The sequence below is a fragment of the Streptomyces sp. TLI_146 genome (assembly GCF_002846415.1).
Classification (GTDB): Bacteria; Actinomycetota; Actinomycetes; order Streptomycetales; family Streptomycetaceae; genus Streptomyces.
In genome coordinates, this window is the sequence record NZ_PJMX01000001.1 from 8,045,622 (window position 1) to 8,069,904 (window position 24,283).

Consider the following 24,283-nt stretch of genomic DNA (forward strand, 5'->3'; position numbering starts at 1 on the left):
CCGCTGAGTGACGTACGCGGTCAGGAGCGTACGGACAGAGTGGGGAACCGCTCACCATGCCAAGGCGTGCGTCCGCGCACCCGAGGCTGGTCGCGGTTCCCCATGCCGTGTGAAGCACCCTGCGAGGGAGGGGCGGGCCGTGGACGCATCGGCGCCGGACAAGAGGGACGAGGCGGAGTGGTTCGCCCGCCCGGTACGGAACATCGCCCGCCCGTGGCGGGAGGAACTGGCCCGGCGGCTGGGAGCCGTGGACGGGTTGGAGAGCGCGGAGCGGGACGTGCTGCTGGACGCCGGGGACACCGCCCTGATGAGGTCCTTGCACGCGAAGCTGTCCCGGCTGTTCCTGATCGAGCTGCACGCACTGCGTATGGCGGAGGGTGCCGGGGACGGATCCGGCACGGCGACGTGGGCCGCGTTCATCGAACAGGCCGACGACGAGGACTATCTCGACCGGCTGGCCGAGCGGTACCCCACCCTCGGGACGCGGATCGCGTCGGTGGCACGGCTGTCGGTGGCCGCCACGGCCGGTTTCGCGGCCCGGCTCGCCTCGGACCGCGAACTGCTGAAGCCGCTGCTGGGAGCACCCGCGGGGGAGATACGGGCCGTCGAGTTCGGGGAGGGCGACAGCCACCGCGGCGGTCTGACGGTCAGCCGCGTCGACTTCGACGGCGGCAGCGTCATGTACAAACCCCGGCCGTCCCAGGCCGACGTGGCTCTGGGCGCGCTGCTGGACGAGGTGTTCGCGGACTTCCCCGGTGCCCCGTCGCCCACCGAGCGCATCCGGGTGCCGCATACGTTGGTGCGTGAGGGATACGGCTGGTCCGAGTTCGTCCGCCACCGCTACTGCGCGGGCGACGCCGAACTCGCCGCCTTCTACCGCAACGTCGGACACTGGCTGGCCGTCCTCCGCTTCACCGGAGGCACCGACATGCACGCCGAGAACATGATCGCGGCGGGCCCGGTGCCGGTGATCGTGGACGCGGAGACCCTCTTCGACGCCCCCGCGCCCTTCCCGGCCAGCGGCCGGGGCGACGCCGTGGACGTGGCGGCGGCGGCCATCCGCCGCACGGTGCTGCGTACCGGACTGCTGCCCGTGCGCGGCACCGGCTTCGCGCTCGGCGGGGTGGACATCTCCGGAGTCGGCTCACTGCCGGGCCAACAACCGCTGATCCCCAACCCCGTGATCGCGGACGGTGGTACGGCCAAGGCCCGCTTCGAGGTGGACCTGGTGGCCGTGCCCACCGCGGGCAACCACCCCAGCCCCACCCCGGTGCTGCACGCGTACTGGGACCGGATCCTGGCCGGGTTCCGCGAGATGACCGCACACCTGCGCAGGCCCGGCACCGACCCGTACCTGCTGCTGCGCCGCTTCGAAGGCGCCCAGGCGCGGCGGATCCTGCGGCCCACGCAGGCGTATGTGGAGATCGGCCGGATGCTGTGGCATCCCGCGTCGCTGCACGACGAGGCGGCGGCCGTCGAGCGCGCCCGCGACATCCTGCGGCGCAACGCCGAGGTGCTGCCGGGTGCCCCGACCGACCGCGCGGCCATCGACGGCGAGATAGCGGACCTGCTGGCCGGGGACGTACCGATGTTCACCTTCACCGTGGACCCGGCCGACATACGGGCCACCATCGAGGACTGGCACACCGCCGACCTGCCCCTGGAGGAGTCGGTGATCCAGGACGCGCTGGTGGGCGCGTACCTCAACGAGCGCACACTGCCCGCGCGGGTGCAGGAGGGCGCCCGCGACCCGCATGCCCGTGACCGGGAGCGGCGGCGCCGCGACCTGGCCGTGCGGATGGTACGGCGGCTGTGCGACGGCGCGGTGCGCGGCCAGGACGGCACGGTCACCTGGATCAGCCCGGTCTTCACCCCGGCCGGCTGGTCCATCAGGGTGCTGCCCGCCGACCTCTACACCGGGCAGGGCGGTGTGGTGCTGACGCTCGCGGAGTACGTGGCCGAGGTGCGGGCGGGCCGGGCGGACGAAGTCCCGGGCGTCACCGAGGCGTTCGAGGGTGCGCTGCGGGTGCTCATCAGCACCGAGGACCGTACGCCGACGCCGTCGGCCGGTGCGTTCAGCGGTGCGGCGTCGCAAGTATGGACGTGGTTGGCGCTGCACCGGGTGCTGGGCGAGGACTGGTTGGTGGAGCGGGCGGCCCAACGTGCCCTGCTCCTCGCACAGGGACGTCTGGTCGAGGATGATGTGGAGGTGGACCTCCTGAACGGCGCGGCCGGGGGAGTGGTTCCGCTGCTCGGCCTGGCCGAGGCGACCGGGCAGGACCGCTGGCTCGCCGCCGCCGCGCACATCGGTCGGCGGCTGTCCGGGCTCGCCACCGTCGACGCGAGCGGCGCCCGTTGGACGACCCGGCTCAACCCCGAGGGCATCGGCGGCTTCGCGCACGGCGCCACCGGTATCGGCTGGTCGCTGGCCCGGCTCGCCCTGAGCGACGCGGGCTCCGCGGCCGAGCGCCGCGGCTGGACCCACCTGGCCGAACGGGCCTTCGCCTACCAGGAGTCCCTCTACCGGCCCGAACAAGGCAACTGGCAAGACGTACGCGTCGGCGCCGAGGAGGACTTCTTCACCAGCTGGTGCCACGGCAGCGCGGGTGTCGGCATCGGCATGCTCGATCTCCACCGGCGTACGGGCGATCCGGCCCCCCTCGACATGGCCCGACGCGCCGCGCGCGCGTGCGCCGCCGAGGGTTTCGGCTGGAGCCACACCCTGTGCCACGGGGACCTCGGGCTGTGGGAGTTCCTCACATCCCTGGGCCATGGCAACGCCGAGGACCTCGACGGCGAGATCCTCACCGGCCTCGAACAACGCGGCCCGGTAGGGGGTTTGGCGCGTGAAGCGTTCTCCCCGAGCCTGATGTCCGGCCTCTCGGGAGTGCTCCACACGCTCCTGCGCATGCACCCCGAGGCCACGCTGCCGAATCCCCTCCTGCTGGACTGAAGGAGGGGATTCGGCAGCGGTCCGACGGCTCAGCCGATGCTGTTGCCGCAGATGTTGATGGGGATGTGGATGGGAATCTGGACCAGATTTCCGGAGCCGACGCCGGGGGAGCCGGAGACGGATCCCTCGGCGTAGGCGCCGGGATCGCTGTGGGTGCACTCCCTTCCACCGTCGTCGTCATAGCGGTGGCGGTCGCCGTAGCCGTAACCGTGGTTCGGACCATGGTCGGCGAGGGCGGGTGCGGCGCAGGTGAGGGTCAGGGTGGTGCCGACTACCGCGGCGAGCAGGTACTTCTTGGTGTTGGTCATATGGACATGAAAACCGGTGGACTCGGATCCCGCGCGCGGTGGGATCGCAGGTTCACTCACTTGCCCGAAGCGCCTGTCCGAAGCGACTTCCGAAGCGCCTTCCCAAGCGTCTGCTCGTCGCGGGTGGGAAAAGACGAAGGCGAGAAGGTCATCGCCTCCTCGCCACTCTCAATGTATAGCGCACAGGGGGGCTTGCGGCAAGGCCCCCCTTGTACCGCAGAATCACGGGACAACGCCAGGACCTGCGGAAATGGGAAAATTTTGATGATCGACGTGGCCATTGTCGGCGGCGGACCGACGGGCTTGATGCTCGCCGGTGAACTGCGACTGCACGGCGTACGGGTGGTCGTGCTGGAGAAGCTGGCCGAGCCCACCGAGCAGTCCCGCGGGCAGGGCCTGCACGCGCGCAGCGTCGAGCTGATGGACCAACGCGGCCTGCTGGACCGGTTCTCGGCGGTCAGTGAGAAGTTCCAGGTCGGCGGTCTCTTCGGCGGCATCGTGAAGCCGTGGCCGGAGAGTCTGGACACGGCTCACGCGTACGGCCTCGCCCACCCCCAGCCGGTGACCGAGCGGCTGCTCGACGAGCGCGCCCGCGAACTCGGCACCGAGATCCGGCGCGGCTGCGAAGTGGTCGGGCTGAGCCAGGACGAGAACGGGGTGACCGTCGAGCTGGCGGACGGTACGCAGGTGCGCTCGCGCTATCTCGTCGGGTGCGACGGCGGCCGCAGCGCGGTGCGCAAGCTGCTCGGCATCGGTTTCCCCGGCGTGCCCGCGACGGTCGAGACGCTGGTGGGCCAGATGGAGGTGGCCGAGGATCCGGCGACGGTCGCCGCCGCCGTCAAGGAAGTCAACAAGACCCAACTGCGCTTCGGTGTCACCCCGCCCGACGGGAACGGGGTGTGCCGCGTCGTCCTGCCCGCCGACGGGGTGGCCGAGGACCGTGCGAGCGAGCCTACCCTCGACGAGTTCAAGCAGCAGCTGCGCGCCTACGCGGGCACCGACTTCGGTGTGCACTCGCCGCGTTGGCTGTCCCGGTTCGGCGACGGGACCCGGCAGGCCGAGCACTACCGGGTCGGCCGGGCGTTCCTGGCCGGGGACGCGGCGCACATCCACCCGCCGACCGGTGGACAGGGGATGAACCTCGGCCTGCAGGACGCCTTCAACCTCGGCTGGAAGCTGGCCGCCGCGGTCAACGGGTGGGCGCCGGAGGGGCTCCTCGACAGCTACCACGCCGAACGCCACCCGGTGGGCGCCGCCGTGCTGGACAACACCCGCGCGCAGATCACCCTGATGGGAGCCGAGCCGGGCCCGACCGCGCTGCGCGAGCTGTTCTCGAAGCTGATGGACTTCGAGGAGGTGAACCGGTACGTGACCGGGATGATCACCGCGGTCGAGATCCGCTACGACTTCGGCGAAGGCGACGGCGAGGGCGACGGCGACGGCGAGGGTGAAGGCGAGAGCGGGGGGCACGAACTGCTCGGCCTGCGGCTGCGGGACGTGAAGCTGAAGCGAGGGCGTCTGTACGAGCTGATGCACGGCGGCCGCGGACTGCTCCTCGACCAGACCGGCCGGCTCTCGGTGGAGGGCTGGGCGGACCGGGTCGACCACGTCGTCGACGTCAGCGAGGAACTGGACGTGCCCGCGGTGCTGCTGCGGCCGGACGGCCACGTGGTGTGGGCCGGTGACGATCAGCAGAAGATGCTCGGCCAGTTGACGAAGTGGTTCGGCGCCGCCACCGGCTGAGCGTGTGCCGCCCGGCCCGGCCGGGGTGCGCGGTGTGTCCGCGCGCCCCGGCCGGTCTGGTTACGGCAGGAAGTACATCGGGTTGGGGATCTTGTACGTCTTGTCGGCGTGGCCGCCCGCGAGGTCGGTGTACTGGTCGCCGAGGTTGGCGACGATGCGGTAGCCGAGGCTCTCGATGTGCTGGCGGGTGCCCGCCTTGTAGTCGACCGTGGAACACGTCCACTTCGGCTTGCCGCAGCTCAGGTAGGCGGGCGGGTTGGCCTTGTCCTTGAGGAAGAAGTGCGCGCTGTCGACCGGGACGCCGTACCCCGCCTTGGTGAGGTTGGTGGCGCTCGCGTCGCGCTGCGAGACGTCGCGGCCGGTGAGGAAGAAGACCGTCACACCCTTCTTCGCCGCGAAGTTGACCAGGTCGGGCATGCCGAACACGGCGATGGACTGCGCGCTCTGGACGTACGCGTTGAAGGCGGTGGCGTTGTACGCGAAGCCGTTCTTCTTCTCGTAGTCGTAGGTCAGCAGGGTCGTGTCGTCGACGTCGAGGACGATGGCGGGCTTACGGCCGTCCCGCCCCGGGTGCTCGGCGGCGTGCGCTATCTGGCGCTTGGCGCGCGCCTCGATCGCGGCGACCTGCTTGGCGTAGTTGCTGGTCGGGGAGGCCTGGTAGGCCCCGGTGGAGTCGGGAGCCCCGCCGTAGTAGGCGTTGATCTTGTCCTCGACCTTGGTGATGTTGGGGATCTCCTTGTCGCTCTTCGGCGTGCTGTTGCCCGCGGTGGCCGCGCCGGCGCCGTAGAAGGCGGCGCCGGTGACGGCGAGGGCGGCGAAGGTTGCTGCGGTTTTGGTGACAGTGCGCATGGGCAAAGATCTACGCGCATCACACACCGCCCCGCCAGGGGGTTTGATCAACTCTTTACCGCGAGGCGGTGCAAGAGTGGTCACACCCCGCTGAACGACAGCTTCGCGGCGAAGCCGAGGAAGAGGACGCCCGCCGCGGAGGTCGCGCCCGCCGACAGCCGCCTGCGGCGGCGGAAGGCGGCGGCCAGGCGGGTGCCGCTGAATATCAGCGTGGACAGGTAGAGGAAGCTCGCCAGCTGGAGCAGCGTGCCGAGCACCAGGAACGACAGCGCCGGATAGGCGTACCCCGGGTCCACGAACTGAACGAAGAAGGAGACCAGGAAGAGGATCGCCTTCGGGTTGAAGAGGCTGAGCATCAGCGCGCGCCGGTAGGGCCGCTCGATGGCGGTCTCCTGCGGGGCGGCGTCGGCCGCACTGGGCTCCGCCGCGGTGTGCCGGTTGCGCCACATGCCGAGGGCCTGGCGCAGCATGCCGATCGCCATCCAGCAGAGATATCCGGCACCGGCGTACTTGACGACGGCGAACAGCAGCGGGGTCGTCTGCAGCAGCGACGCCGCGCCGAGCGCCGAGAGCGTCATCAGCACCGTGTCCCCGGTCCACACCCCTGCCGCGGCGACATACCCCGTCCGCACACCGCGCCGGGCCGCGACGGAGAGCACGTACAGGGAGTTGGGCCCCGGCGCCAAGATGATCAGCACCAGGCCCACGAGGTATGTCGGAAGATCGGTTACACCCAGCATGCGGGGGAGTGTCGCACGAAGGTGCGAGGTGGGGCTTGTGTGTTTCACGATGCGGGAGGAATGGCCCGAACAAGATGTGAAATTTTTATTGCGCAATTTTTCTTTCATGCCTAGGGTCGGCGTATGCCACCGAAGCGCGAGCCCGAGCAGATCACCGACCTGTCCCGGTTGAAGGCGTTCACGAACCCGCTGCGCATGCAGCTCTACCGGCTCCTGTACGCCGAGGGCACCGCGACCGCCTCCCAGCTGGCCGAGCAGGTCGACCAGGCGCCCTCGCTGGTCAGCTACCACCTGCGCAAACTGGCCGAGCACGGCTTCGTGGCCGAGGCGAGCGGCCGCAGCGGCGACGGCCGGGAGCGGTGGTGGCGGGTGGTGTCCGAGGAGGGCTGGGGCTTTCGCGACTCGGACTTCGCGGACACGCCCGAAGGGGCGGCCGCCGTGGGTGCGGTGACCCGCGGCATCTTCGACACCCGCGTCGCCCAGTACCGTACGTATCTCGACCAGGCGGCCGCCTGGGGCAAGACGTGGACCGACGCGGCCTTCAGCTCCGAGTGGCTGGTCGATCTGACGCCAGCCGAACTCGCGGAGATGAACGACGAGTTCGAGGCAGTGGTCCGGCGCTGGCGGGACCGGGGCAGGGCCGCCAAGGCGGCCGACGACACCGAAGGCCGCGAACACGTGTCCGTGCACCTCTATGGTTTCCCGTTCCGGCCCTGACCCTGCCGCACTCCTACCCACCGGAGCCCGCCATGGCCACCGCAGACACCGTCCTGCCCGAAAACACCACCGCACCGGCCCACCGTGACGGCAACGTGCTGCGCTGGCTCGCCGCGTACACCGCCTCCCTCGTCGGCGACAGCGTGTACTTCATCGCCCTCGGCTGGTCCGCCCAGAAGGCCGCTGGCCCCACCGAAGTCGGCCTCGTCATGGCCGCCGGGGCGCTGCCGCGGGCGGTGCTCATGCTCGGCGGAGGCGTGGTGGCCGACCGGTTCGACCCCCGCCGGGTCATCCTCGGCAGCGACGCGCTGCGCTGCCTCCTCATCCTGGCGGTGGCCGCCGGTATCGCGCTGTCCGCACCCGCCCTGTGGATCCTGGTCGCGGTGGCGCTCGTCTTCGGTGCCATAGACGCGCTGTTCGTGCCGGCGATCGGGGCCCTCCCGCCCCGGATCACCAGCCCCGAGCAACTGGCCCGAGTCACCGGTATGCGTTCGCTTTCGATGCGGCTCGGCCAGATCACGGGTCCGCCGATCGCCGGACTGGCCATGGGGTTCGGGGGTGTGGCGGCCGCCTTCACCGCCGCGGGCCTGCTCTTCGCGCTGTCCCTGCCGCTCCTGCTGACGGTCCGTATGCGCTCCCTCGGGGCACATGACGAGGAACCGTCCGAACCCGGCACCGCACGCGAGGACTTGCTCGACGGTCTGCGCTACATCCGCCGCCACCGCCTCATCGGGCCGCTCGTCGTCGTCGGCGCCCTGTGCGAGCTGGGCCTCACCGGCACCCTCAACGTCGGTATGGTGCTCCTCAACGCCGAGCGCGGCTGGGGGCCTTCCGGCTACGGCTGGATCGTCAGCAGCTTCGGCGCGGGCGCGGCGGCCAGTGCCGCACTGCTCGCGGTCGCCGGGTGGCTGCCCCGCGCGGGCCTGATGATGGCCGGAACCCTGCTCGTGGGGTGTGCGGGCGCGGCCGCCATCGCACTGGTGCCGACCCTGTGGGTGGCGGTGGTGCTGGCCGGGGTGATCGGGCTGAGCGCGGGTGTCTTCGGCAGCCTCGACAACGCCCTCATACAGACCGCGGCGGACCCCGCCTACCTCGGCCGGGTCACCTCCGTCGTCATGGTCACCATGGTCGGGCTCGCGCCCCTCAGTTATCCGTTGGTCGGCGCCGCCATCGGGGCCTGGGGCGCGGCGCCGGTGTTCGTCGGCTGTGGTGTCTTCGCCGGTCTGGGCGCGGTCGGCGCCCTGGCCTGCGGCGCGGTGCGGCGGGCCGAGCTGCCCCGGCGGCGGGCGGACCTGATGGCGTAGGTAGGTCAGTCGGTGCTGCGCCGGAAGGTCGCGCGGTAGTCCCTCGGGCGTCGGCCGGTGTGTTTGGCGAAGAGGGCGGCGAAGGTCGCGGAGTCCTGGTAGCCGACCGCGGTGGAGATGCTGGCCACCGTCCGGTCCGTGGTCTCCAGCAGGTGCCGCGCACGGCGGACACGTGAGGACTGCAGATATTCGAGCGGACTCCGACCCGTCTCGTCGGCGAAGCGCCGCAGCAGTGTCCGGGTGCTGACGTTGAACGAGTCCGACAGCGCGGTGAGGTCGTACCGCGCGGCCAGGGTCTGGTCGAGGTGTCGCATCACACGGTGGGAGAACTCGTTGCCGGGCCGGGGAAGCAGCCGCGCGTCGACGTAGGGCGTCTGGGACGAGCGCGCGTCGTCGACGAGCGCGACCCGCGCGGTCCTCCGCGCCACCTCGGCGCCGCTGTGCCGGCGGATCAGTTCCAGCGCGAAGTCGTACATCGCGCTGAAGGCCGCCGTCGTCGTCACCCCCTCGTCCGTGGCGACCATACGGTCGGGCTGGACATCGGTGTCCGGACAGCGCCGGGCCAGTTCGTCCGCGAAGAGCCATGACGTCGTGGCCCGGCGCCCGTCCAGGAGCCCGGCCTCGGCGAGCAGGAACGCACCGACACAGATCGCCACCACGGCGTTGCCCGTGGCGGCGTGCGAGCGGATCGCCGCGATCTCGGGGGCGAGGAGGGCGAGTTCGGCGTCCACGTCCAGGCCCGGCAGCAGCTCGAATCCCGGTACGACGAGGACGTCGACCTCGCGCAGGGGGGCGACGGCCAGGGCCGTACCGCCCGACGCCGTGACGCGACGGGGCGAGACGATCGACACCTCGTAACCCGCGTGGTCCGGGCCCGCGACGTGCGTGGCCATGGTCAGCAGATCGGGTACGCCGAACACCTCGGACGCGAAGCACCCGGATAGGCCAGCACACCCACACGCAGAGCGCTCACGCTCGCCTCCTCGGAGTCGGCCCTGTCCACCCATGGCGAGATTACCCTCATACATGGCGATCCGGCCCCCCAACGTGCATCGGGACATGAGGACACGCTGACACCATGAGTGCTGCCAACGGGCGTCGTGACGACGCCCTCACGGATTTCTCCCGCCGCCTCGTGGAGGTGGACGGGACGGTCAAGACGGTGTACGCCGCGGGCACCGGGCCCGCCGTCGTACTGATGCCGGAGATGCCCGGCATCAGCCCCGACGTCCTGCGGTTTGCACGGTGGGTGCGGGACGCGGGCTTCACCGTCTACGTCCCGTCGCTCTTCGGGACCGACGGTGCCTACCCCACGGCCGAGGGCGGCCGCGAGGTGGTCCGCCGCGCGTGTGTCAGCGCCGAGTTCCGCGCGTTCGCCGGGGGCGGCACCAGCCCCGTCACCGCATGGCTGCGCGGGCTCGCGCGCCGGGCCCACGCCGAGTGCGGCGGCCCCGGAGTCGGCGCGATCGGACTGTGCTTCACCGGCAACTTCGCCCTCTCCATGGCGCTCGAACCCGCCGTCATCGCGCCCGTGGTCAACCACCCCTCACTCCCGCTGGACGATCCCGCCGGACTCGAACTCGGCGACGAGGACGCGCGAGCGGTCCGCGACCGCATCGCACGCGACGGGCTGAAGGTGCTCGCGTACCGCTTCGACGACGACCGCTGGTGCACCGGCCAGCGCTTTGCCGCCTACCGAAGACTCCTCGGTGACGCCTTCGACGGCCGTGTCCTCACCGGCAGTTGCGCCAACACCGCCCCGCCGCCGTTCTTCGCCGAGGTGGTCGGCTCCCCGCACAGCGTGGTCACCGCCCACCTCGTGGACGAGGACGGCCACCCCACCATGAAGGCCAGGGACGAGATCCTCGCCTTCCTGGCCGATCGACTGGGCCGACACACCTCCTGAACGCCGTGGCGCGGCGGTGACGGGCATTTCTCGATACCGCCCGGCCCGGACGCGCCACGGGGGTGCGGGTCCGGGCCGGGTTGCTTCGCGGCTGTGGTGGGCCGATGACACCGTCGTACGTCACGGCTCGGTGATCACCCGGGGGTCCGCGCCGGGCGGGTCCACCGGGTCCGGAGGTGTGGACGGCGGTCCTTCGCTGACTGCGCGGCGAAGCCGCCGCCCGCCTCACTCGGGAAGGTCGCCGTCGCCGCCGAGGTTGGCGACGATGTGGCGCAGGACGTCGATCGTCGCCACGTAGGCGGCATCGTCGATGCCCACCCGCATCCGTGCGTGCACCTTGGCGTTGCGGTCGCGAGCGCGCAGCCGCCCCGCCTCGCCCGCCTCGGTCAACGTCAGAGCGGCGTCGGTCTCCGCGATCCAGCCGCGCGAGGCGAGGTCGGTGAAGAGGGCGTCGAAGTCGGTGTCCTGGTCGTCGAAGGGCGCCAGCTTCTCGGTGAGCGTGGCCCGGGTCCAGTGCCCCGGTGCGCCGGCTATGTGGTTGAGGCTCCACCAGTGCGGCTGGCTGAGGTCCTCCTCGGCGAGGGCGGCACGCAGACCGCCGATGACCAGGCCCGCGGCTTCTCTGCTCCAGTAGCCGATGGGCTGGGCGGCGAGCTTGTCCTGGGGGTATTCCTTGATCGTCATGCTGTCGACCGTAGAACCTCAAGGTGACTTGAGGTCAAAGGCTCTCCGTGTACGTTCGTCACGCAGGCCGCACAGGCCGCACGGGCCGCACGGGCCGCACGGGCCGCCCGAGCCGCATGCAAAGCCACCGCTCACTCATTCGCATGCGCTGATCCATGCACAGCTGGACAAACCAGATAAAAAGATCTTGTTCCCATGCGGGGGACGGTGCTGGTTCGCAGCGCGCAAGGCGAAGGGCAGTTCCCGGATGAGACGCTTCCTCAGACGTCGTGCAGGAGCCAGGCGTTGGCAGTGCCGGGCGGTGACCTTCCCGCTGGGCTGCGCCGTGGCCGTCAGTACGGCCCTGCTCGGGCAGCCGTCCGCGACCGCCTCCGCGCCCCCGTCACCTGCCGCTCCGTCACTTTCTGTCACCCCGTCACCTTCCGCTCCGGCTCCCTCGACGGCCCCGCCAGCGGCTGCCACCCCGCCTTCGGCGACCGCCTCGGCATCAGCGACACCTTCGGCGACCGCCTCCCCGTCCGCTGCGGCGTCCACGCCCGCACCGTCTTCGCCCGCAGGCGTACGCGGCGCCGGTGCCCAGGCCGATCTGGAGGCCCGGTCCGCCATCGAGGGCGCGAGTGAGGACGGGCCGGAGGCGCGGTCCGCCGCCGGACCCGAGCGCGGGCCGGACGGTGTGTACGACTACGTCATCACCGCCGTCAACCACGGCCCCTCACAGGCCGTCTCCGTGACCGTCACGGACGAGTTGCCCGCCTCGCTCGTCTTCGTCTCGTCCCGCGACGGCTGTACGGCGAGCGGCCGCACCGTCCACTGCGGCCCGCTGCCCCGGCTCGCCGTCGGCGAGTCCCACTCCTGGGTGGTGACCGTACGGCTGGCCGACGACTACGAGGGCGACGGCCAGGACATCGTGAACTCCGCGTCCGTCTCGTCCCCGACCGCCGACCCGCACCCGGAGAACAACACGACCTCGGTGACGGGCCTGCCCGTGCGCCCGGACCGGGGGCGCGCGGACCTGGCCCTGACCAAGACGGCGGTCCTGGCCAAGGGGCAGCGCTGGGTCAGGCCCGGCGAGACGTTCGCCTACCGGATCACGGTGGACAACCGGGGCCCCGGCGCCGCCCACCAGGTCCTGGTGAGCGATCCCCTTCCGCGCGAGCTGGGCTTCGTCGAGTCGGCGGACCGATGCGCCCCGGACGGGGACGGCGGACGGACAGTCGTCTGCCCCGTCCTGGACCGGCTGGAGCCGGGCGCTTCCGTCTCGTACGAGATCACCGTGAAGGTCGCCAAGTCGCTGCCCCGGCACCTGCGGCAGATCGACAACATCGCGTCGGTCACCTCCGCGACCAAGGACCCCGACGAGAGCAACAACCAGAACGCCGAGAACACCACCGGCCCCGACGGCGGCCCGCTGTACGTCAAGCCGTGGCCGGATCACGATCACACGGACGGCGAGCTGCCCGACACCGGCAGCCACGTGCCGGACGGGCTGGGCTGGCTGGCCGGTTCGGCGGTCGCCGCCGGAGCCGTTCTGGTGGCAGCGGCACGCCGCCGGACGGCGCGCCAGGGGCGGAAGCGGTGACGGCCCGGCGGTACGCCTTCGTACCCCGGCGGGCCCGGCGCACGGGCACCGTCCTGCTGGCCCTGGCGGTCGTCCTGGGCCTGGGGGCCCTGCTGCGGCCCGCCACGGCCGACGACCGCGCCCGGACGCCCAGGGCCCTGAGCTTCCCCGTCCACGAGAGCTTCGACAACAACAACGACCTGGGTACGGCCACGGGAAGCGCCGCCTACCAGAGCGGCTGGCTGCGGTTGACGTCCGCCTCCAACAACCAGGCCGGATCCTGGCAGATGAAGGACTCGTTCCCCACCAGCCTCGGGATCGTCGCGGAATTCACCTACGCCACCTACGGCGGCAAGGCCTTCGATGGCAAACGCGGTGACGGGATGGCGTTCTTCCTCGCCGACGGCAGCGCCGCCTCTGGAACCGGTGCCCCCGGCGGGGCCCTGGGCTACGCCTGCGCGGGCTCGGTCCTGCGCTGTACGTCCAGTGGGGTGCCCGGCGGCTTCCTGGGGATCGGCCTGGACGAGTTCGGCAACTTCTCGGCCGGCGTCACCGGAGCCAGTGGCCCGGGCACCCAGGCCAACAAGATCGTGCTGCGCGGCGGGGGCAGCGGAACCACCGGCTACCGCTTCGGTACCTCGGCCGACGGTCCCGGCTCCACCGTGGAGACCGGCAGCCGGACCTCGTACCGCACCGTGCGGATCGCCGTGCAGCCCACCAACGGCAAGCTGCTGGTCTCGGTCTGGTCGGACTCCGGCCCGGGCACCGCGTCGACCAAGCTCATCACCGATTTCGACGTCTCCACCATCGCCAACCAGCCGTCGCTGCCGGCCACGCTGAGGGTGGGCTTCTCGGGTGGTACGGGCGGCGCGACGAACATCCACGAGGTCGGCGACCTGAGCATCAACGTGCCGGCCAACCTCACCGTCGCCAAGTCGGGCAGGCCCGCCACGGTCGCGGCGGGGGCGGGCCCGGTCACGTACACCGTCAGGGTCAGCAACAGCGATGCCAACGATGTGACGGGAGCGATCGTCAAGGACCCGGTGCCGGGCCTCACCCAGGTGACCTGGAGGTGCACGGCCAGCACCGGCAGCGCCTGCGGCAGAGCCTCCGGCACCGGCGACCTCGACACCACGGCGGACCTGCTGCGCAACGGCACCGTGACGTACACCATCACCGGCACCGCGCCCGCCCAGCCGACCACCCTGCGCAACACGGCGGTGGTGACCGCCCCGGACAACCGCACCGACACCGACCCCGGAGACAACTCCGCCACGGCGGAAACCACCGTGACCGCACGTGCCGACGTGGCGGTCACCAAGGAAGGTGTCGGCGCGGGTCCGGTGCGTCCCGGTGAGGAGTTCGCCTACCGGATCACCGCGCGGGACAACGGGCCGTCCGACACACGCAATGTGAAGGCCACCGACACCCTGCCCGCCGGGCTGACCTTCGTCTCGTCCGACGACGGCTGCACCGCGACGGGCTCGTTCGTGACCTGCCCCGCCGCCACCACGCTGCGGGCGGGCTCCTCCGTGTCGTGGACCATCCGGGTCAAGCTCGCCGCCGCCTACCAAGGCGACGGCAGCGACCTGGGCAACGTCGCGAGGATCACCCACGATGTCACGGACCCGGACACCGCCAACAACACGAGCGGCGCCGCGTTTCCGCCGGGCGGGGTCACGCCTGCGGCGGCCGACCTCGTGACGGTGAAGAGGACGACAACCACCGCGCGGGTGGCACCGGGCGAGACCTACGCGTACACCGTGACGGTCACCAACCGCGGCCCGTCCGTGGCCCGCGGCGTCCGCGTCGAGGACCCCCTGCCGACACCCTTGACGTTCCTCTCCTCCGCCGACGCCTGTGAGGTGACCGACCGCACGGTCACCTGTGGGCCCGTCGCCACCCTCGCCCCCGGCGCCTCCGTGTCCTGGACGTTCGACGTCCGCCTGGACGCCGCCTACAGCGGCGACGGCACCGACGTGCACAACACCGCGACGGCCGATGCCGACACGGCCGACCCCGACACCGCCAACAACAGCGGCACCGCGACCGTCCCGGGTGGCCGGCTCAAGCCCCCGACCGCCGACCTGGAATTCGCCAAGCAGGCCGACCACACACCTGCCTGACCGCGGCCACCACCCGCCCGGCGGCACACCCCACACGTCCGTACAGCGGTGTACGGCAACCGGAGCACGAACGGAATCGATGCGAGATGAGAACGACACGACGTCGTCGGCGCCCCTGGGCGGAAGCGGCGTTCGCCGCACTGCTCTGCGCGCTGCCGCAGGGGGCCGGGCAGAGCCCGGCCGCCGCGGCCGACACTCCGCCCGGCGGCCTGATCACGTACACCCTCACGGCGAAGAACAACGGGCCGTCCGTGGCCCGCAACGCCACGGCGACCGACACCCTGCCCGACGGCATCTCGTTCGTCTCCTCGGCCGACGGCTGCTCGGCCGTCGGCCAGACGGTCACCTGCGGCCCCGAAGGGCAACTGGGTGTGGGGCAGACCAAGAAGTGGACCTTCCTCGCCCGGCTCAGTCCCTCGTACGAGGGCGACGGCTCGGACCTGGGCAACGCCGCGGTCGGCAAGTCGGACTCCACCGACCCCGACCCGGACAACAACAGGCCCCAACCGGTGAGACCGCCCGGCCCCTTCACCCCCCAGTCCGACATCTCCGCGGTCAAGACGGCACTGGGCAGCGGACCGACGATCCCTGGTCAGGAGTACGAGTACGAGATCGACGCCTCCAACGCCGGACCCTCGGACGCCCGCAACGTCATCGCCACCGACACGCTCCCGGACGGCGTCACCTTCGTGTCCTCGGGCGCCCCCTGCACGGCGTCCGGCCAGAAGGTGACCTGCGGTCCGCAGGCCAAGCTCGTCCCCGGCGCGACCGCCAAGTGGACGTTCAAGGTGAAGCTCAGCGCCGCCTACCGGGGTGACGGCGCGGACCTGCACAACACCGCCACCGCAACCTCGGACTCCAGGGATCCCGACCCCACCAACAACACCAGCACCGCGATCCTGCCGCCCGGCGGGGTCACGGCACCCCAGGCCGACCTGTGGGCGGCGAAGCAGCCCGCGACCACCACCCCCATCGCACCGGGCGAGACCTTCGAGTACGCGGTCACCGTCCACAACGACGGCCCCTCGCGCGCGCTGAACGCGAAGGCGACCGACACCCTGCCCGCGCGGCTGACCTTCGTCGACTCGGTGGACGGCTGCACCGCCACCGGCCGGACCGTCGGCTGCGGGCCGCAGGCGGTGCTTGAGCCGGGCGCGTCCAGGACCTGGAAGTTCAGGGTCAGGCTCGACTCCGAGTACACCGGCGACGGCAGCGACATCCGCAACACCGCCACCGTCTCGTCCGACACCAAGGACCCCGTCCCGGCCAACAACACCAGCTCTCCGGCCGGTCTGCCCGGCAGCACGGTCAACCGGCCCACCGCCGACCTGGCGGTGACCAAGACCGCCGTGGGTGACACCCCGCCTGCCCCCGGCACCACCTTCGACTACAAGATCACGGTGACGAACAACGGCCCGTCGGCCGACGCCTACAACGTGAAACTCACCGACGACCTCCCCGAAGGCCTGTCGTACGTGACGTCCTCCCCGGCCGGCTGCACGGCCTCCGGACGCGCGGTCTCGTGCAGGCGCACGGACCCGCTCAAGGTGGGCGAGAGCGTCGAGTACCTGCTCACCGTGAAGGTCGACCCCGCCTACCACGGGGACGGCAGCGATCTGAAGAACACCGCGCGGGTCACGGCCGACAACATCGACCCGAGCAGCGAGAACGACAGCGACACCGCCTCGCCCCCGGGCGGCACGGTCGCCGCGCCCTCCGCCGACCTGGCGATCGTCAAGAAGCCGGTCACGGACACCCCCGTCGCCCCCGGCGAGACCTTCGAGTACGCGGTGACCGTCTCCAACAAGGGCCCCTCCCAGGCGGAGCAGGTCCAGGTCACCGACACCCTGCCCACCGCACTGAGCTTCGTCTCCTCCGACGACACCTGCTCCTCGGGCCGTGCCGTCACCTGCGGACCGCTGGCCGTACTGGCGCCCGGTGCGTCGGTGACCTGGGTGTTCAAGGTGAAGCTCGCCGCCACGTACACGGGTGACGGCTCCGACATCCACAACACGGCCACGGTGTCGTCGGCGACCAAGGACCCGGTCACCGACAACAACTCCAGCACCACGGGGCCGCCCGGCGGCAAGGTCAACAAGCCCACGGCCGACCTGGAGGTGTCGAAGCAGACACCCTGACCGGCCATGGTGAACCGGGGCGGGCCGCACGACGGCCCGCCCCGGTCCGCACGGACGGATGGGGTAGGATTGCTCTCAAGCCGGTCGGCAGAACTGCCGCGACCCGGCCGTGCGTTGGTGGTCCAAGGAAAGACATCCCGCTTCCTGCGGGGAGATGCAGGTGCAAGGCCTGCCCAGCGCTCCGATGCGATCCCCACTCCGCTTCTGCGGGGTGGGGACCGTGCGTTTCCGGCCGAACGGACCGTCAGGGGTGCCCTGTTGTGCGGGCCGCTGTCGGGGTATGCCGGGTGTGCGCAGGTGCTTCGCCGCACGGGAAGCGACAACAATTCACCGGCCCCAGGACCCGCGACTCTCGGCGGGGCCGCCTGCCGCAGCGGCGACGTCGGGGACCGATCTACCTTCCGGCCGGATCGTCTGCGCTGTGTGGCGCTCGGGTGGTCCCACTATGACGGCGGCACCTGCCGGAGACCAGGGTGCGGGCCGGGGCCTGACGGGTGGGCTCGCAACGCGCCTGTCCCGTGCGGCACTTCACATCTCCACCGCACCGCCACCCTCGGGGCCCTCCCGACACGAGCCAGCGAACAGTGTTTCCTCCGGTGCCGCTGGTGGCACAGTGGTTCCATGTGTGGCCGTTACGTATCCACCCGTAGCCCCGAGGAGCTGGCCCAGCTCTTCCAGGTCACCGACTGGCGTACCCAGGAGAGGCTGGCGCCGAGCTGGAACGTCGCGCCGACCGACGAGGTGTGGGCCGTCCTGGAGCGCGCCGCGCGCGGTCACGAAGGTGCCGCGCCGCACGGCAGGCAGTTGCGGCCGCTGCGCTGGGGGCTGGTGCCGTCGTGGGCGAAGGACGTGAAGGTGGGCGCCCGGATGATCAACGCGCGGGTGGAGACCGTGCACGAGAAGCCCGCCTTCCGCCGCGCCTTCCTCAAACACCGCTGCTTGCTGCCCGCCGACGGCTTCTACGAGTGGGAGCAGGTCAAGGACCACGACACCGGCAAGGTCCGCAAGCAGCCGTACTTCATCCACCCCGAGGACGACCAGGTGATGGCGCTGGCGGGGCTGTACGAGTACTGGCGCGACCGGTCGGTCAAGCAGGACGACGACCCCGCCGCCTGGCTGGTGACCTGCACGATCATCACCACCGAGGCCACGGACGCGGCCGGCCGGGTGCATCCGCGCATGCCCCTCGCGCTCACCGAGGACCACTACGACGCCTGGCTCGACCCCCACCACCAGGACCCCGACGAGCTGCGCGCCCTGCTGACCCAGCCCGCGGGCGGCCACCTGGACGCCCGGCCGGTCGTCCCGGCCGTGAACAACGTACGCAACAACGGCCCCGAACTCCTGGAGCCCGCGTCGTAGTCCGCTTCGGTCAGACAGTGGGGTCCCCGGTGTGACGGCCCGTTGGTAGGGGTGACCCCATCGACGCTCGGGGGACAGCCGTAGTGAGCGGGGCGGCTGTTCCGCTTAGCGTCTGACGGTATGAAACATATGAGCCCCAGCCCCACCCTGCGCCGCGCCTCGGCCGTGGGCCTCGCCCTCGCCGCCTGCCTCGGTACCACCGTCTCGGCCTCGGCCGCCGCGTCCACCGCGTCGAAGTCCGGTGCCTCGCTCGACCGTTACTACGATCAGCGTCTGGGCTGGGGCAGCTGTGCCAAGGGCCCGGACGACACCATGGGCCGCGATCTCGACAAGGCCGGTGTGCAGTGCGCGGACGTCACCGTACCGCTCGACTACGCGGCCCCCCGGGGCCGTACGATCACCGTCGCGATATCCCGCCTCAAGGCCACCGACACCCGCCACCGCATCGGCTCGATCCTGCTCAACAACGGTGGACCGGGCGGCAGCGCCGTGGAGTCCCCGCCGGAGTTCCACGCGTGGATGAAGAAGGCCGGGCCGCGTTACGACATCGTCGGCTTCGACCCGCGTTTCGTCGGCCGCAGCACCCCGCTGGACTGCGGTTGGCCTGTCGGCACCAATCTCTTCTCGGCCGGTCTCGGCCGGGCGGGCTTCGATCGCCAGGTCGCCCTCCAGAAGGACCTGGCCGCCAAGTGCCGTACCACCAACGCCTCCGTGCTGCCACACGTCAGCACCCGCAACACGGCACGCGACATGGACGTCATCCGGGGCGCGCTCGGTGAGAAGAAGATCTCCTACTTCGGTTACTCGTACGGCACCTACCTGGGCACCGTCTACACCCAGATGTTCCCCGGCCGCACCGACCGCATGGTCCTGGACGGCGCCATCGACCCGCGCAAGTTCGGCCCCCGGCTGCTCCAGCAGGCCGTCGGGGAGAACGAGAAGGCGCTTGCCGACTGGGCCGCCTGGGCAGCCGTCCGCAACGACACCTACGGCCTCGGCCGCACCGGCGCCCAGGTCCTGGCCACCATCGACCGCGTCATCAGGACCGCCGCGCGCGGCCCGCTGACCGTCGGTACGGCCCCGGAGACCTTCCAACTGGACGACACCCACGTGCCGTTCATCCTGCTCGCCGGGGTCGACAGCGACACCGACGCGTCCCGGGCGTCCCTCGCCGAGCAGGTGTCCGTGCTGACCAAGGCCGCGGCAGGGCAGCCGACCCGGCTGTCGCCGGTCTTCGCCGCGACGCTGCGGCTCGCGATGACCGGCGAGCAGTCGCACCACGGCAGTGTGCAGTCGGCGATCATCTGCGGGGACAAGGCGGCCCCGCGCGACCCCGAGGTCTACTGGCGGGACATCGAGCGCAGCCGTGCCGCGTATCCGCGCTTCGGCGCGCTGGCCAACAACATCGGCCCGTGCGCCTTCTGGGACCGGCCCCGTGAGGAGCCCACCCAGGTGAAGCACGACGCCAAGGTGCTGATCGTGTCCGCCACCGGAGACCCGCGCACCGCGCACAAGGGCGCGGTCGCCCTGCACGGCCTGCTGCCTGGCTCCAAGCTGATCACCCTCAAGGGCGCCAACCGGCACGCGATCTACGGTCTGTACGGCAACGGCTGCGTCGACGACAAGGTCAACCAGTACCTGGCCACGGGCAGGCTGCCCGCCGATGACCAGACCTGCTCGAAGTAGGCCGGTCAGCGGCAACCGGGGCAGGTCAGGCCTGGTGGAGCGGTTCGACCGCGACGGGATCCAGTGCCGCGCGGATGAGTGAGTTGACCGCGGCGGGCTGCTCCTGGTGGGCCATGTGCCCGGCCTGCTCGATCACGTGGAAGGTCCCGTACGGGGTCAGCGCGGCCAGCGTGCGGGACACCTCCAGCGGTATCTCCGTGTCGTGACGGCCGTGCAGATAGGTGACCGGGACGGACATCCCGGTCGTCGCCTCGCGCGGGTCGTGGGACAGGGCCTCGGTGAACAACTCGTCGATGAAGTGGCCCGATTCGAGGATCTGGCGCACGGTCCGCCGTACGAGATCGACCGGTGCCGCGGGGCCGAACCACTTCGGGACCCAGTCGGCCACGGTCGCCGCGCGGTCGGTGGCGAGGGAGGAGATCAGGGAGCGCAGGGCACCGGCCATGCCCTGGCTCGGCCAGTACCCCGGCCCGCTGATCGACACCACACCGGCGACGTGCTCCGGTGCGCGAAGCGCGGTTTCCAGGGCGAAGGTGGCCCCGAGCGAACTGCCCACCAGCAACGGCCTTTCCAGACCGAGGTGTGCGATGAGGGCGAGTATGTCCTCCACGTTGGTCCGTGCGGTGTTGCCGGTGGGCGGGTGTTCCGAGCGTCCGCATCCCCGGCAGTCCACCGTGACCACGCGGTGGTCGGGGGCCAGTTCGGCGACCTGCGCGTCCCATACCCGGCCGCTGGTGCCCCAGCCGTGCAGGAACAGGACCGGCTGCCCGGCTCCGGTGTCCGTGTGGAAGACCTTGACCCCGTTGACGGTCACGTACGGCATGAGCGGTATCCCTCTCTACGGCTCGCCACGCGGGATGCGGGGCGTTGTGCGGGTGACTTCACCGCGCCAGTTCACCGCGCCCCGGGCTGACGACCAAGATCCGGTTCGCTCGTACACTCATCAAGGACCGTGATGAATTCGAGGTGGCCGGAGGCAGGCAGTGGAACTGCGTCAGCTGCGGTACTTCGTGGCCGTCGCCGAGGAACTGCACTTCGGCCGGGCCGCGGAGCGCCTGCACATCGTCCAGCCCACCGTCAGCCAGCAGGTCCGGCGCCTGGAACGCGAACTCCGACTGGACCTCTTCGACCGCACCACACGCCGGGTCACCCTCACCGCCGCGGGCGCGGCGTTCCTGCCCCACGCCCGGGCCGTCCTGGCAGCCGAACGCGCGGGCCTCGCCGCCATGGCCGACCACCGCGCCGAGCAGAACACCGTCCTGCGCGTCGGTACGAGTGTCGGCCTCGGGACCCACCTCGAACACGTCCTGGATTCGCTTGCGGAGAGCGCCCCCGAACTCGCCGTCGCGCTGACGAGCTCCCCGACCGCCAACCGCCTGAGGGCCGTACGGGACGGTGAGTTGGACGCGGCCTTCGTACGCGGGGTGAGCCGCAGCGCAGGGCTCGATCTCCTCCCGGTCTGGAAGGACCCTCTGGTCGTGGCCCTTCCCGCGGCCCACCCCCTGGCCGCCGACTCGGCCGTCCACGTGGCCGACCTCGCCGCTCTGCCCCTGCGGATCGTCCCTCGCGAGACCAACCCCCACCTGGTGGATCTGGTGGTGGCGGCGTGCAACAGCGCCGGTTTCGAGCCCGTTCTCGGTCCTGCCTTCACCACCGACCAGGACACCCTGGCCGCGATCGCCACGGGCCCGCCCAGCTGGACGGTCTTCTACGCCGCCCAGGCCGCCCACCTCCCCGCCGGGCGTACCGTCTTCCGGCCCTTCGCCCCTCCCGCCCCGATGGCCGAGACCTTCCTCGCGGTCCATCCCGCCGCTCCCGCGCGCCGCCTGGCCCCTCTCCTCGCCGCCTGCGGGGTCCGGACCACCCCGTAGCCGCGCGTCCCGGGAGCGGTCCGAGGCCGGTGAGGTGGCCACCCGAGTGGGGGAGCGGGGTGGTTGGTATCCCCTGCGCGGGGCATTCCAAGGGGATGCCCCTGACACCCGTGGGGGCCCGCGTTTCAGGAGTGTCCATGACCGACTACGTCATCACCGTGCCGGGCACGTTCGTGCACGGCATCACCGACGCCCAGCGTTCCGCGGTGGAGCGGAGGCTGCGTCCGCAGGACCCGGCGAACACCGACTTCGGGGAGAGCGAGGAGCTGAGCCTATTGACCGTCCAGGAGGGCAACATGTTCTCCGTCCGGCTCGAAGTGGAGGCCGCCAGCCGCAGCGAGGCCGAGGCGAACGCGGTACGGCTGGTCTCCGCCGCCCTGCGCGACAGCGGATTCGGCGAGGAGGACGCCCCCTTGGGGCCCGCCGCGGTCACGGGGATCGACCGCGAGTTCTGAACTCGGCGCCGTCCGGCCGGGGGAGTGCCGGTCGCCGGAGTCGACCGTGCGGGTCAAGGCGTCAGGACCACCTTGCCCGTGGCGGTGCCCGACTCCGCCAGGCGCAGCGCCTCGGCGGCCTGGGCGAGCGGGAGTTGTGCGGAGATACGGGCGCTCACGTCGCCCCGGGAGACGGCGGCGAACACCTCGGTGAGGTCGGCCCGCAGGCGGGCGCGGAAGCGGTCCTTGCCCAGGGCGCGGCCGGCCCAGATGTTGTAGAAGTACGCCCGGCGGCCGTTGGGCAGGGCGTTCCAGAGCGAGGTGCGGGCGAGGATCTTCAGGACGGGCCACTGCTTGGAGCCGGTGTCGTCGCGGGTGGAGGCGCTGCCGTAGGAGACGAGGGTGCCGCCGGGGGCGAGCAGGTGCCAGGAGTCGATCACGCTGCGGCCGCCGACGTGGTCGAAGACCGCGTCCACCCCGCCGGGTGCCAGCTCCCGGACCCGGGCCGCCACGTTGCCCGCGCGGTAGTCGACCGGGGTCACGCCGAGTTCGCGCAGGGCGTCGTGGTGCCGGGGCGACGCCGTGCCGATCACCTCGACCCCTGCCGCCCGCGCCAACTGGACCAGGACCGAGCCCACCCCGCCGCCCGCGCCGTGCACCAGGACGGTCTGCCGGGCGCGCACCCGCGCCCGGCGGTGCAGCATCTGCCAGGCCGTGATGCCGTTGACCACCACGGTCTCCGCCTCCGCCGCCGTGAGGCCGTCCGGAACGGGTACGGCGTCGTCGGCGTCGACGACCACGTGGCTCGCCCAGCCGCCCACCTTCACCAGCGCGGCCACCCGCTGTCCGACCAGGCCGGGGTCGACGCCCTCTCCGGCGCTGTGCACGCGGCCCACCAGGTCGTAGCCCGGCACGAACGGGAAGGGCGGCTGATCGTAGTACCGCCCGCGGCGCATCTGCTGCTCGGCGAAGGAGACCCCGCTCGCCTCCATGGCGATCAGGATCTGGCCCCGGCCGGGCTCCGGTACGGCTCCGTGGCGGATCGTAAGGCCCTCCGGAGCCACGATGCCCGGCAGGACGACCTCGGTCAGGCGTGCGCTGGTCATGGCGATCCCTCTCTGTAGCTGCTCAGTTGAAGCTGTCGCATTCGTTAGAAGTTATAACTGGCAGCTTCTGTGAGAGTCAAGAGGGAAAGTGATAGCCTCTAACTAGAGATTGATGTTGTAGTCGTGAAGTCTGGAGGCGGGCATGGCCGAGTCGGACACGAAGACCCCACGGGAGCGCTACCGCGCCCAGGTGCGGGAGGAGATCAAGAAGCACGCCTGGGAGCAGATCGCCGACGCCGGGGCCTCCGCCCTGTCCCTCAACGCCATCGCCAAGCAGATCGGCATGAGCGGGCCCGCGCTCTACCGGTACTTCGCCAACCGCGACGAGCTGATCACCGAGCTCGTCCGGGACGCCTACCGCAGCCTCGCCGACACCTTCCAGGCCCGCGCCGGAGCCGACCTCGCCGAACTCGCGCACGCCCTGCGCGAGTGGGCCCTGGACGACCCCCACCGGTACTTCCTCGTCTACGGCACCCCCGTGCCCGGATACCAGGCCCCCGAGGACACCACCAGGATCGCCTCCGAGATGATGGCCGTCCTCCTCGATGCCTGCGCCGCCGTCGGACCGGACGCTTCCCCGGCGGCCCCGCTCGACGACTACCTGGCCGAGCACCGGTCCTGGGCGCGCGAACACCAGGCCCCGCCCCCGGCGCTCAGCCGCGCCCTCCTCTTCTGGACCCGCCTCCACGGCGTCCTGTCCCTCGAACTCGCGGGCCACTTCGCCGGGATGGGATTCGACCCCGCGGAGCTCTACACCGCCGAAGTGCGAGCGCTCGGGACCCCGTGATGGTCCGTCAG

20 protein-coding genes are annotated in these 24,283 nt (G+C 71.3%); 13 read left to right on the plus strand and 7 right to left on the minus strand.

What is annotated here, in order from left to right; genetic code table 11:
• The first annotated feature begins 139 nt into the window (after positions 1–139).
• On the plus strand, positions 140–2,953 hold the full coding sequence (locus BX283_RS35845; protein WP_101391556.1) for a type 2 lanthipeptide synthetase LanM family protein: 2,814 nt from the start codon (positions 140–142) through the stop codon (positions 2,951–2,953).
• Between the two features lie 29 nt (positions 2,954–2,982).
• Here the strand turns inward: BX283_RS35845 and BX283_RS35850 are convergent, their stop codons facing one another.
• Positions 2,983–3,261 carry a chaplin gene (locus BX283_RS35850; RefSeq protein WP_101391557.1) on the minus strand — a complete coding sequence of 93 codons (279 nt, stop codon included), beginning with the start codon at positions 3,259–3,261 and terminating at the stop codon, positions 2,983–2,985.
• Positions 3,262–3,525: 264 nt separating this feature from the next.
• Here BX283_RS35850 and rox point away from each other — a divergent pair, with 264 nt between their 5' ends.
• On the plus strand, positions 3,526–5,004 hold the full coding sequence (gene rox, locus BX283_RS35855) for a rifampin monooxygenase (RefSeq protein ID WP_101391558.1): 1,479 nt from the start codon (positions 3,526–3,528) through the stop codon (positions 5,002–5,004).
• Between the two features lie 60 nt (positions 5,005–5,064).
• On the opposite strand, the gene BX283_RS35860 is transcribed toward rox, so the two are convergent.
• Entirely contained in the window at positions 5,065–5,853 is a 789-nt protein-coding gene (locus BX283_RS35860; RefSeq protein ID WP_101391559.1) for an HAD family acid phosphatase, read from the minus strand.
• Between the two features lie 80 nt (positions 5,854–5,933).
• Positions 5,934–6,593 (minus strand): leucine efflux protein LeuE, encoded by a 660-nt coding sequence (gene leuE / locus BX283_RS35865; RefSeq protein ID WP_101391560.1) that lies wholly within the window; start codon positions 6,591–6,593, stop codon positions 5,934–5,936.
• A 123-nt stretch (positions 6,594–6,716) separates the two neighbouring features.
• On the opposite strand from leuE, the gene BX283_RS35870 reads away from it, so the two are divergent.
• On the plus strand, positions 6,717–7,310 hold the full coding sequence (locus BX283_RS35870; RefSeq protein WP_101391561.1) for a transcriptional regulator: 594 nt from the start codon (positions 6,717–6,719) through the stop codon (positions 7,308–7,310).
• A gap of 32 nt (positions 7,311–7,342) precedes the next feature.
• Positions 7,343–8,614: an MFS transporter gene (locus BX283_RS35875; protein WP_101391562.1), complete on the plus strand. Its 1,272-nt coding sequence runs from the start codon at positions 7,343–7,345 to the stop codon at positions 8,612–8,614.
• Positions 8,615–8,619: 5 nt separating this feature from the next.
• On the opposite strand, the gene BX283_RS35880 is transcribed toward BX283_RS35875, so the two are convergent.
• Positions 8,620–9,507, minus strand: coding sequence for a GlxA family transcriptional regulator (locus tag BX283_RS35880; RefSeq protein ID WP_101392789.1), 888 nt, complete (start codon positions 9,505–9,507; stop codon positions 8,620–8,622).
• Positions 9,508–9,692: 185 nt separating this feature from the next.
• Here BX283_RS35880 and BX283_RS35885 point away from each other — a divergent pair, with 185 nt between their 5' ends.
• A complete protein-coding gene (locus BX283_RS35885; protein WP_101391563.1) occupies positions 9,693–10,520 on the plus strand; it encodes a dienelactone hydrolase family protein in 828 nt (275 codons plus the stop codon).
• A 225-nt stretch (positions 10,521–10,745) separates the two neighbouring features.
• On the opposite strand, the gene BX283_RS35890 is transcribed toward BX283_RS35885, so the two are convergent.
• Positions 10,746–11,204, minus strand: coding sequence for a MarR family transcriptional regulator (locus BX283_RS35890; protein ID WP_101391564.1), 459 nt, complete (start codon positions 11,202–11,204; stop codon positions 10,746–10,748).
• Between the two features lie 673 nt (positions 11,205–11,877).
• Between BX283_RS35890 and BX283_RS35895 the strand changes: the two genes are divergently transcribed.
• From BX283_RS35895 to BX283_RS35915, 5 genes are all read left to right on the plus strand, one after another.
• The gene (locus BX283_RS35895) at positions 11,878–12,783 is read left to right on the plus strand and encodes a DUF11 domain-containing protein (RefSeq protein ID WP_180357355.1); all 906 of its coding nucleotides are present in this window, start codon (positions 11,878–11,880) and stop codon (positions 12,781–12,783) included.
• Complete coding sequence (locus tag BX283_RS35900; RefSeq protein ID WP_180356961.1) at positions 12,780–14,888, plus strand: DUF11 domain-containing protein; 2,109 nt, start codon at positions 12,780–12,782, stop codon at positions 14,886–14,888. Before BX283_RS35895 ends, BX283_RS35900 begins: the two co-directional genes overlap by 4 nt.
• 86 nt (positions 14,889–14,974) lie before the next feature.
• On the plus strand, positions 14,975–17,026 hold the full coding sequence (locus BX283_RS35905) for a DUF11 domain-containing protein (RefSeq protein WP_101391566.1): 2,052 nt from the start codon (positions 14,975–14,977) through the stop codon (positions 17,024–17,026).
• Positions 17,027–17,647: 621 nt separating this feature from the next.
• Positions 17,648–18,388, plus strand: a complete 741-nt coding sequence (locus BX283_RS35910) for an SOS response-associated peptidase (RefSeq protein WP_101391567.1) — start codon at positions 17,648–17,650, stop codon at positions 18,386–18,388.
• Positions 18,389–18,508: 120 nt separating this feature from the next.
• On the plus strand, positions 18,509–20,074 hold the full coding sequence (locus BX283_RS35915; protein ID WP_373979327.1) for an alpha/beta hydrolase: 1,566 nt from the start codon (positions 18,509–18,511) through the stop codon (positions 20,072–20,074).
• Between the two features lie 25 nt (positions 20,075–20,099).
• Here BX283_RS35915 and BX283_RS35920 read toward each other — a convergent pair whose 3' ends face one another.
• The gene (locus BX283_RS35920) at positions 20,100–20,897 is read right to left on the minus strand and encodes an alpha/beta fold hydrolase (RefSeq protein ID WP_101391569.1); all 798 of its coding nucleotides are present in this window, start codon (positions 20,895–20,897) and stop codon (positions 20,100–20,102) included.
• Positions 20,898–21,057: 160 nt separating this feature from the next.
• Between BX283_RS35920 and BX283_RS35925 the strand changes: the two genes are divergently transcribed.
• On the plus strand, positions 21,058–21,945 hold the full coding sequence (locus tag BX283_RS35925) for a LysR substrate-binding domain-containing protein (protein WP_101391570.1): 888 nt from the start codon (positions 21,058–21,060) through the stop codon (positions 21,943–21,945).
• 137 nt (positions 21,946–22,082) lie between these two features.
• A complete protein-coding gene (locus tag BX283_RS35930) occupies positions 22,083–22,400 on the plus strand; it encodes a hypothetical protein (RefSeq protein WP_101391571.1) in 318 nt (105 codons plus the stop codon).
• Between the two features lie 53 nt (positions 22,401–22,453).
• Here the strand turns inward: BX283_RS35930 and BX283_RS35935 are convergent, their stop codons facing one another.
• The gene (locus BX283_RS35935; RefSeq protein WP_101391572.1) at positions 22,454–23,485 is read right to left on the minus strand and encodes a medium chain dehydrogenase/reductase family protein; all 1,032 of its coding nucleotides are present in this window, start codon (positions 23,483–23,485) and stop codon (positions 22,454–22,456) included.
• A gap of 142 nt (positions 23,486–23,627) precedes the next feature.
• Between BX283_RS35935 and BX283_RS35940 the strand changes: the two genes are divergently transcribed.
• On the plus strand, positions 23,628–24,272 hold the full coding sequence (locus BX283_RS35940) for a TetR/AcrR family transcriptional regulator (RefSeq protein WP_101391573.1): 645 nt from the start codon (positions 23,628–23,630) through the stop codon (positions 24,270–24,272).
• Positions 24,273–24,283 lie beyond the last annotated feature (11 nt).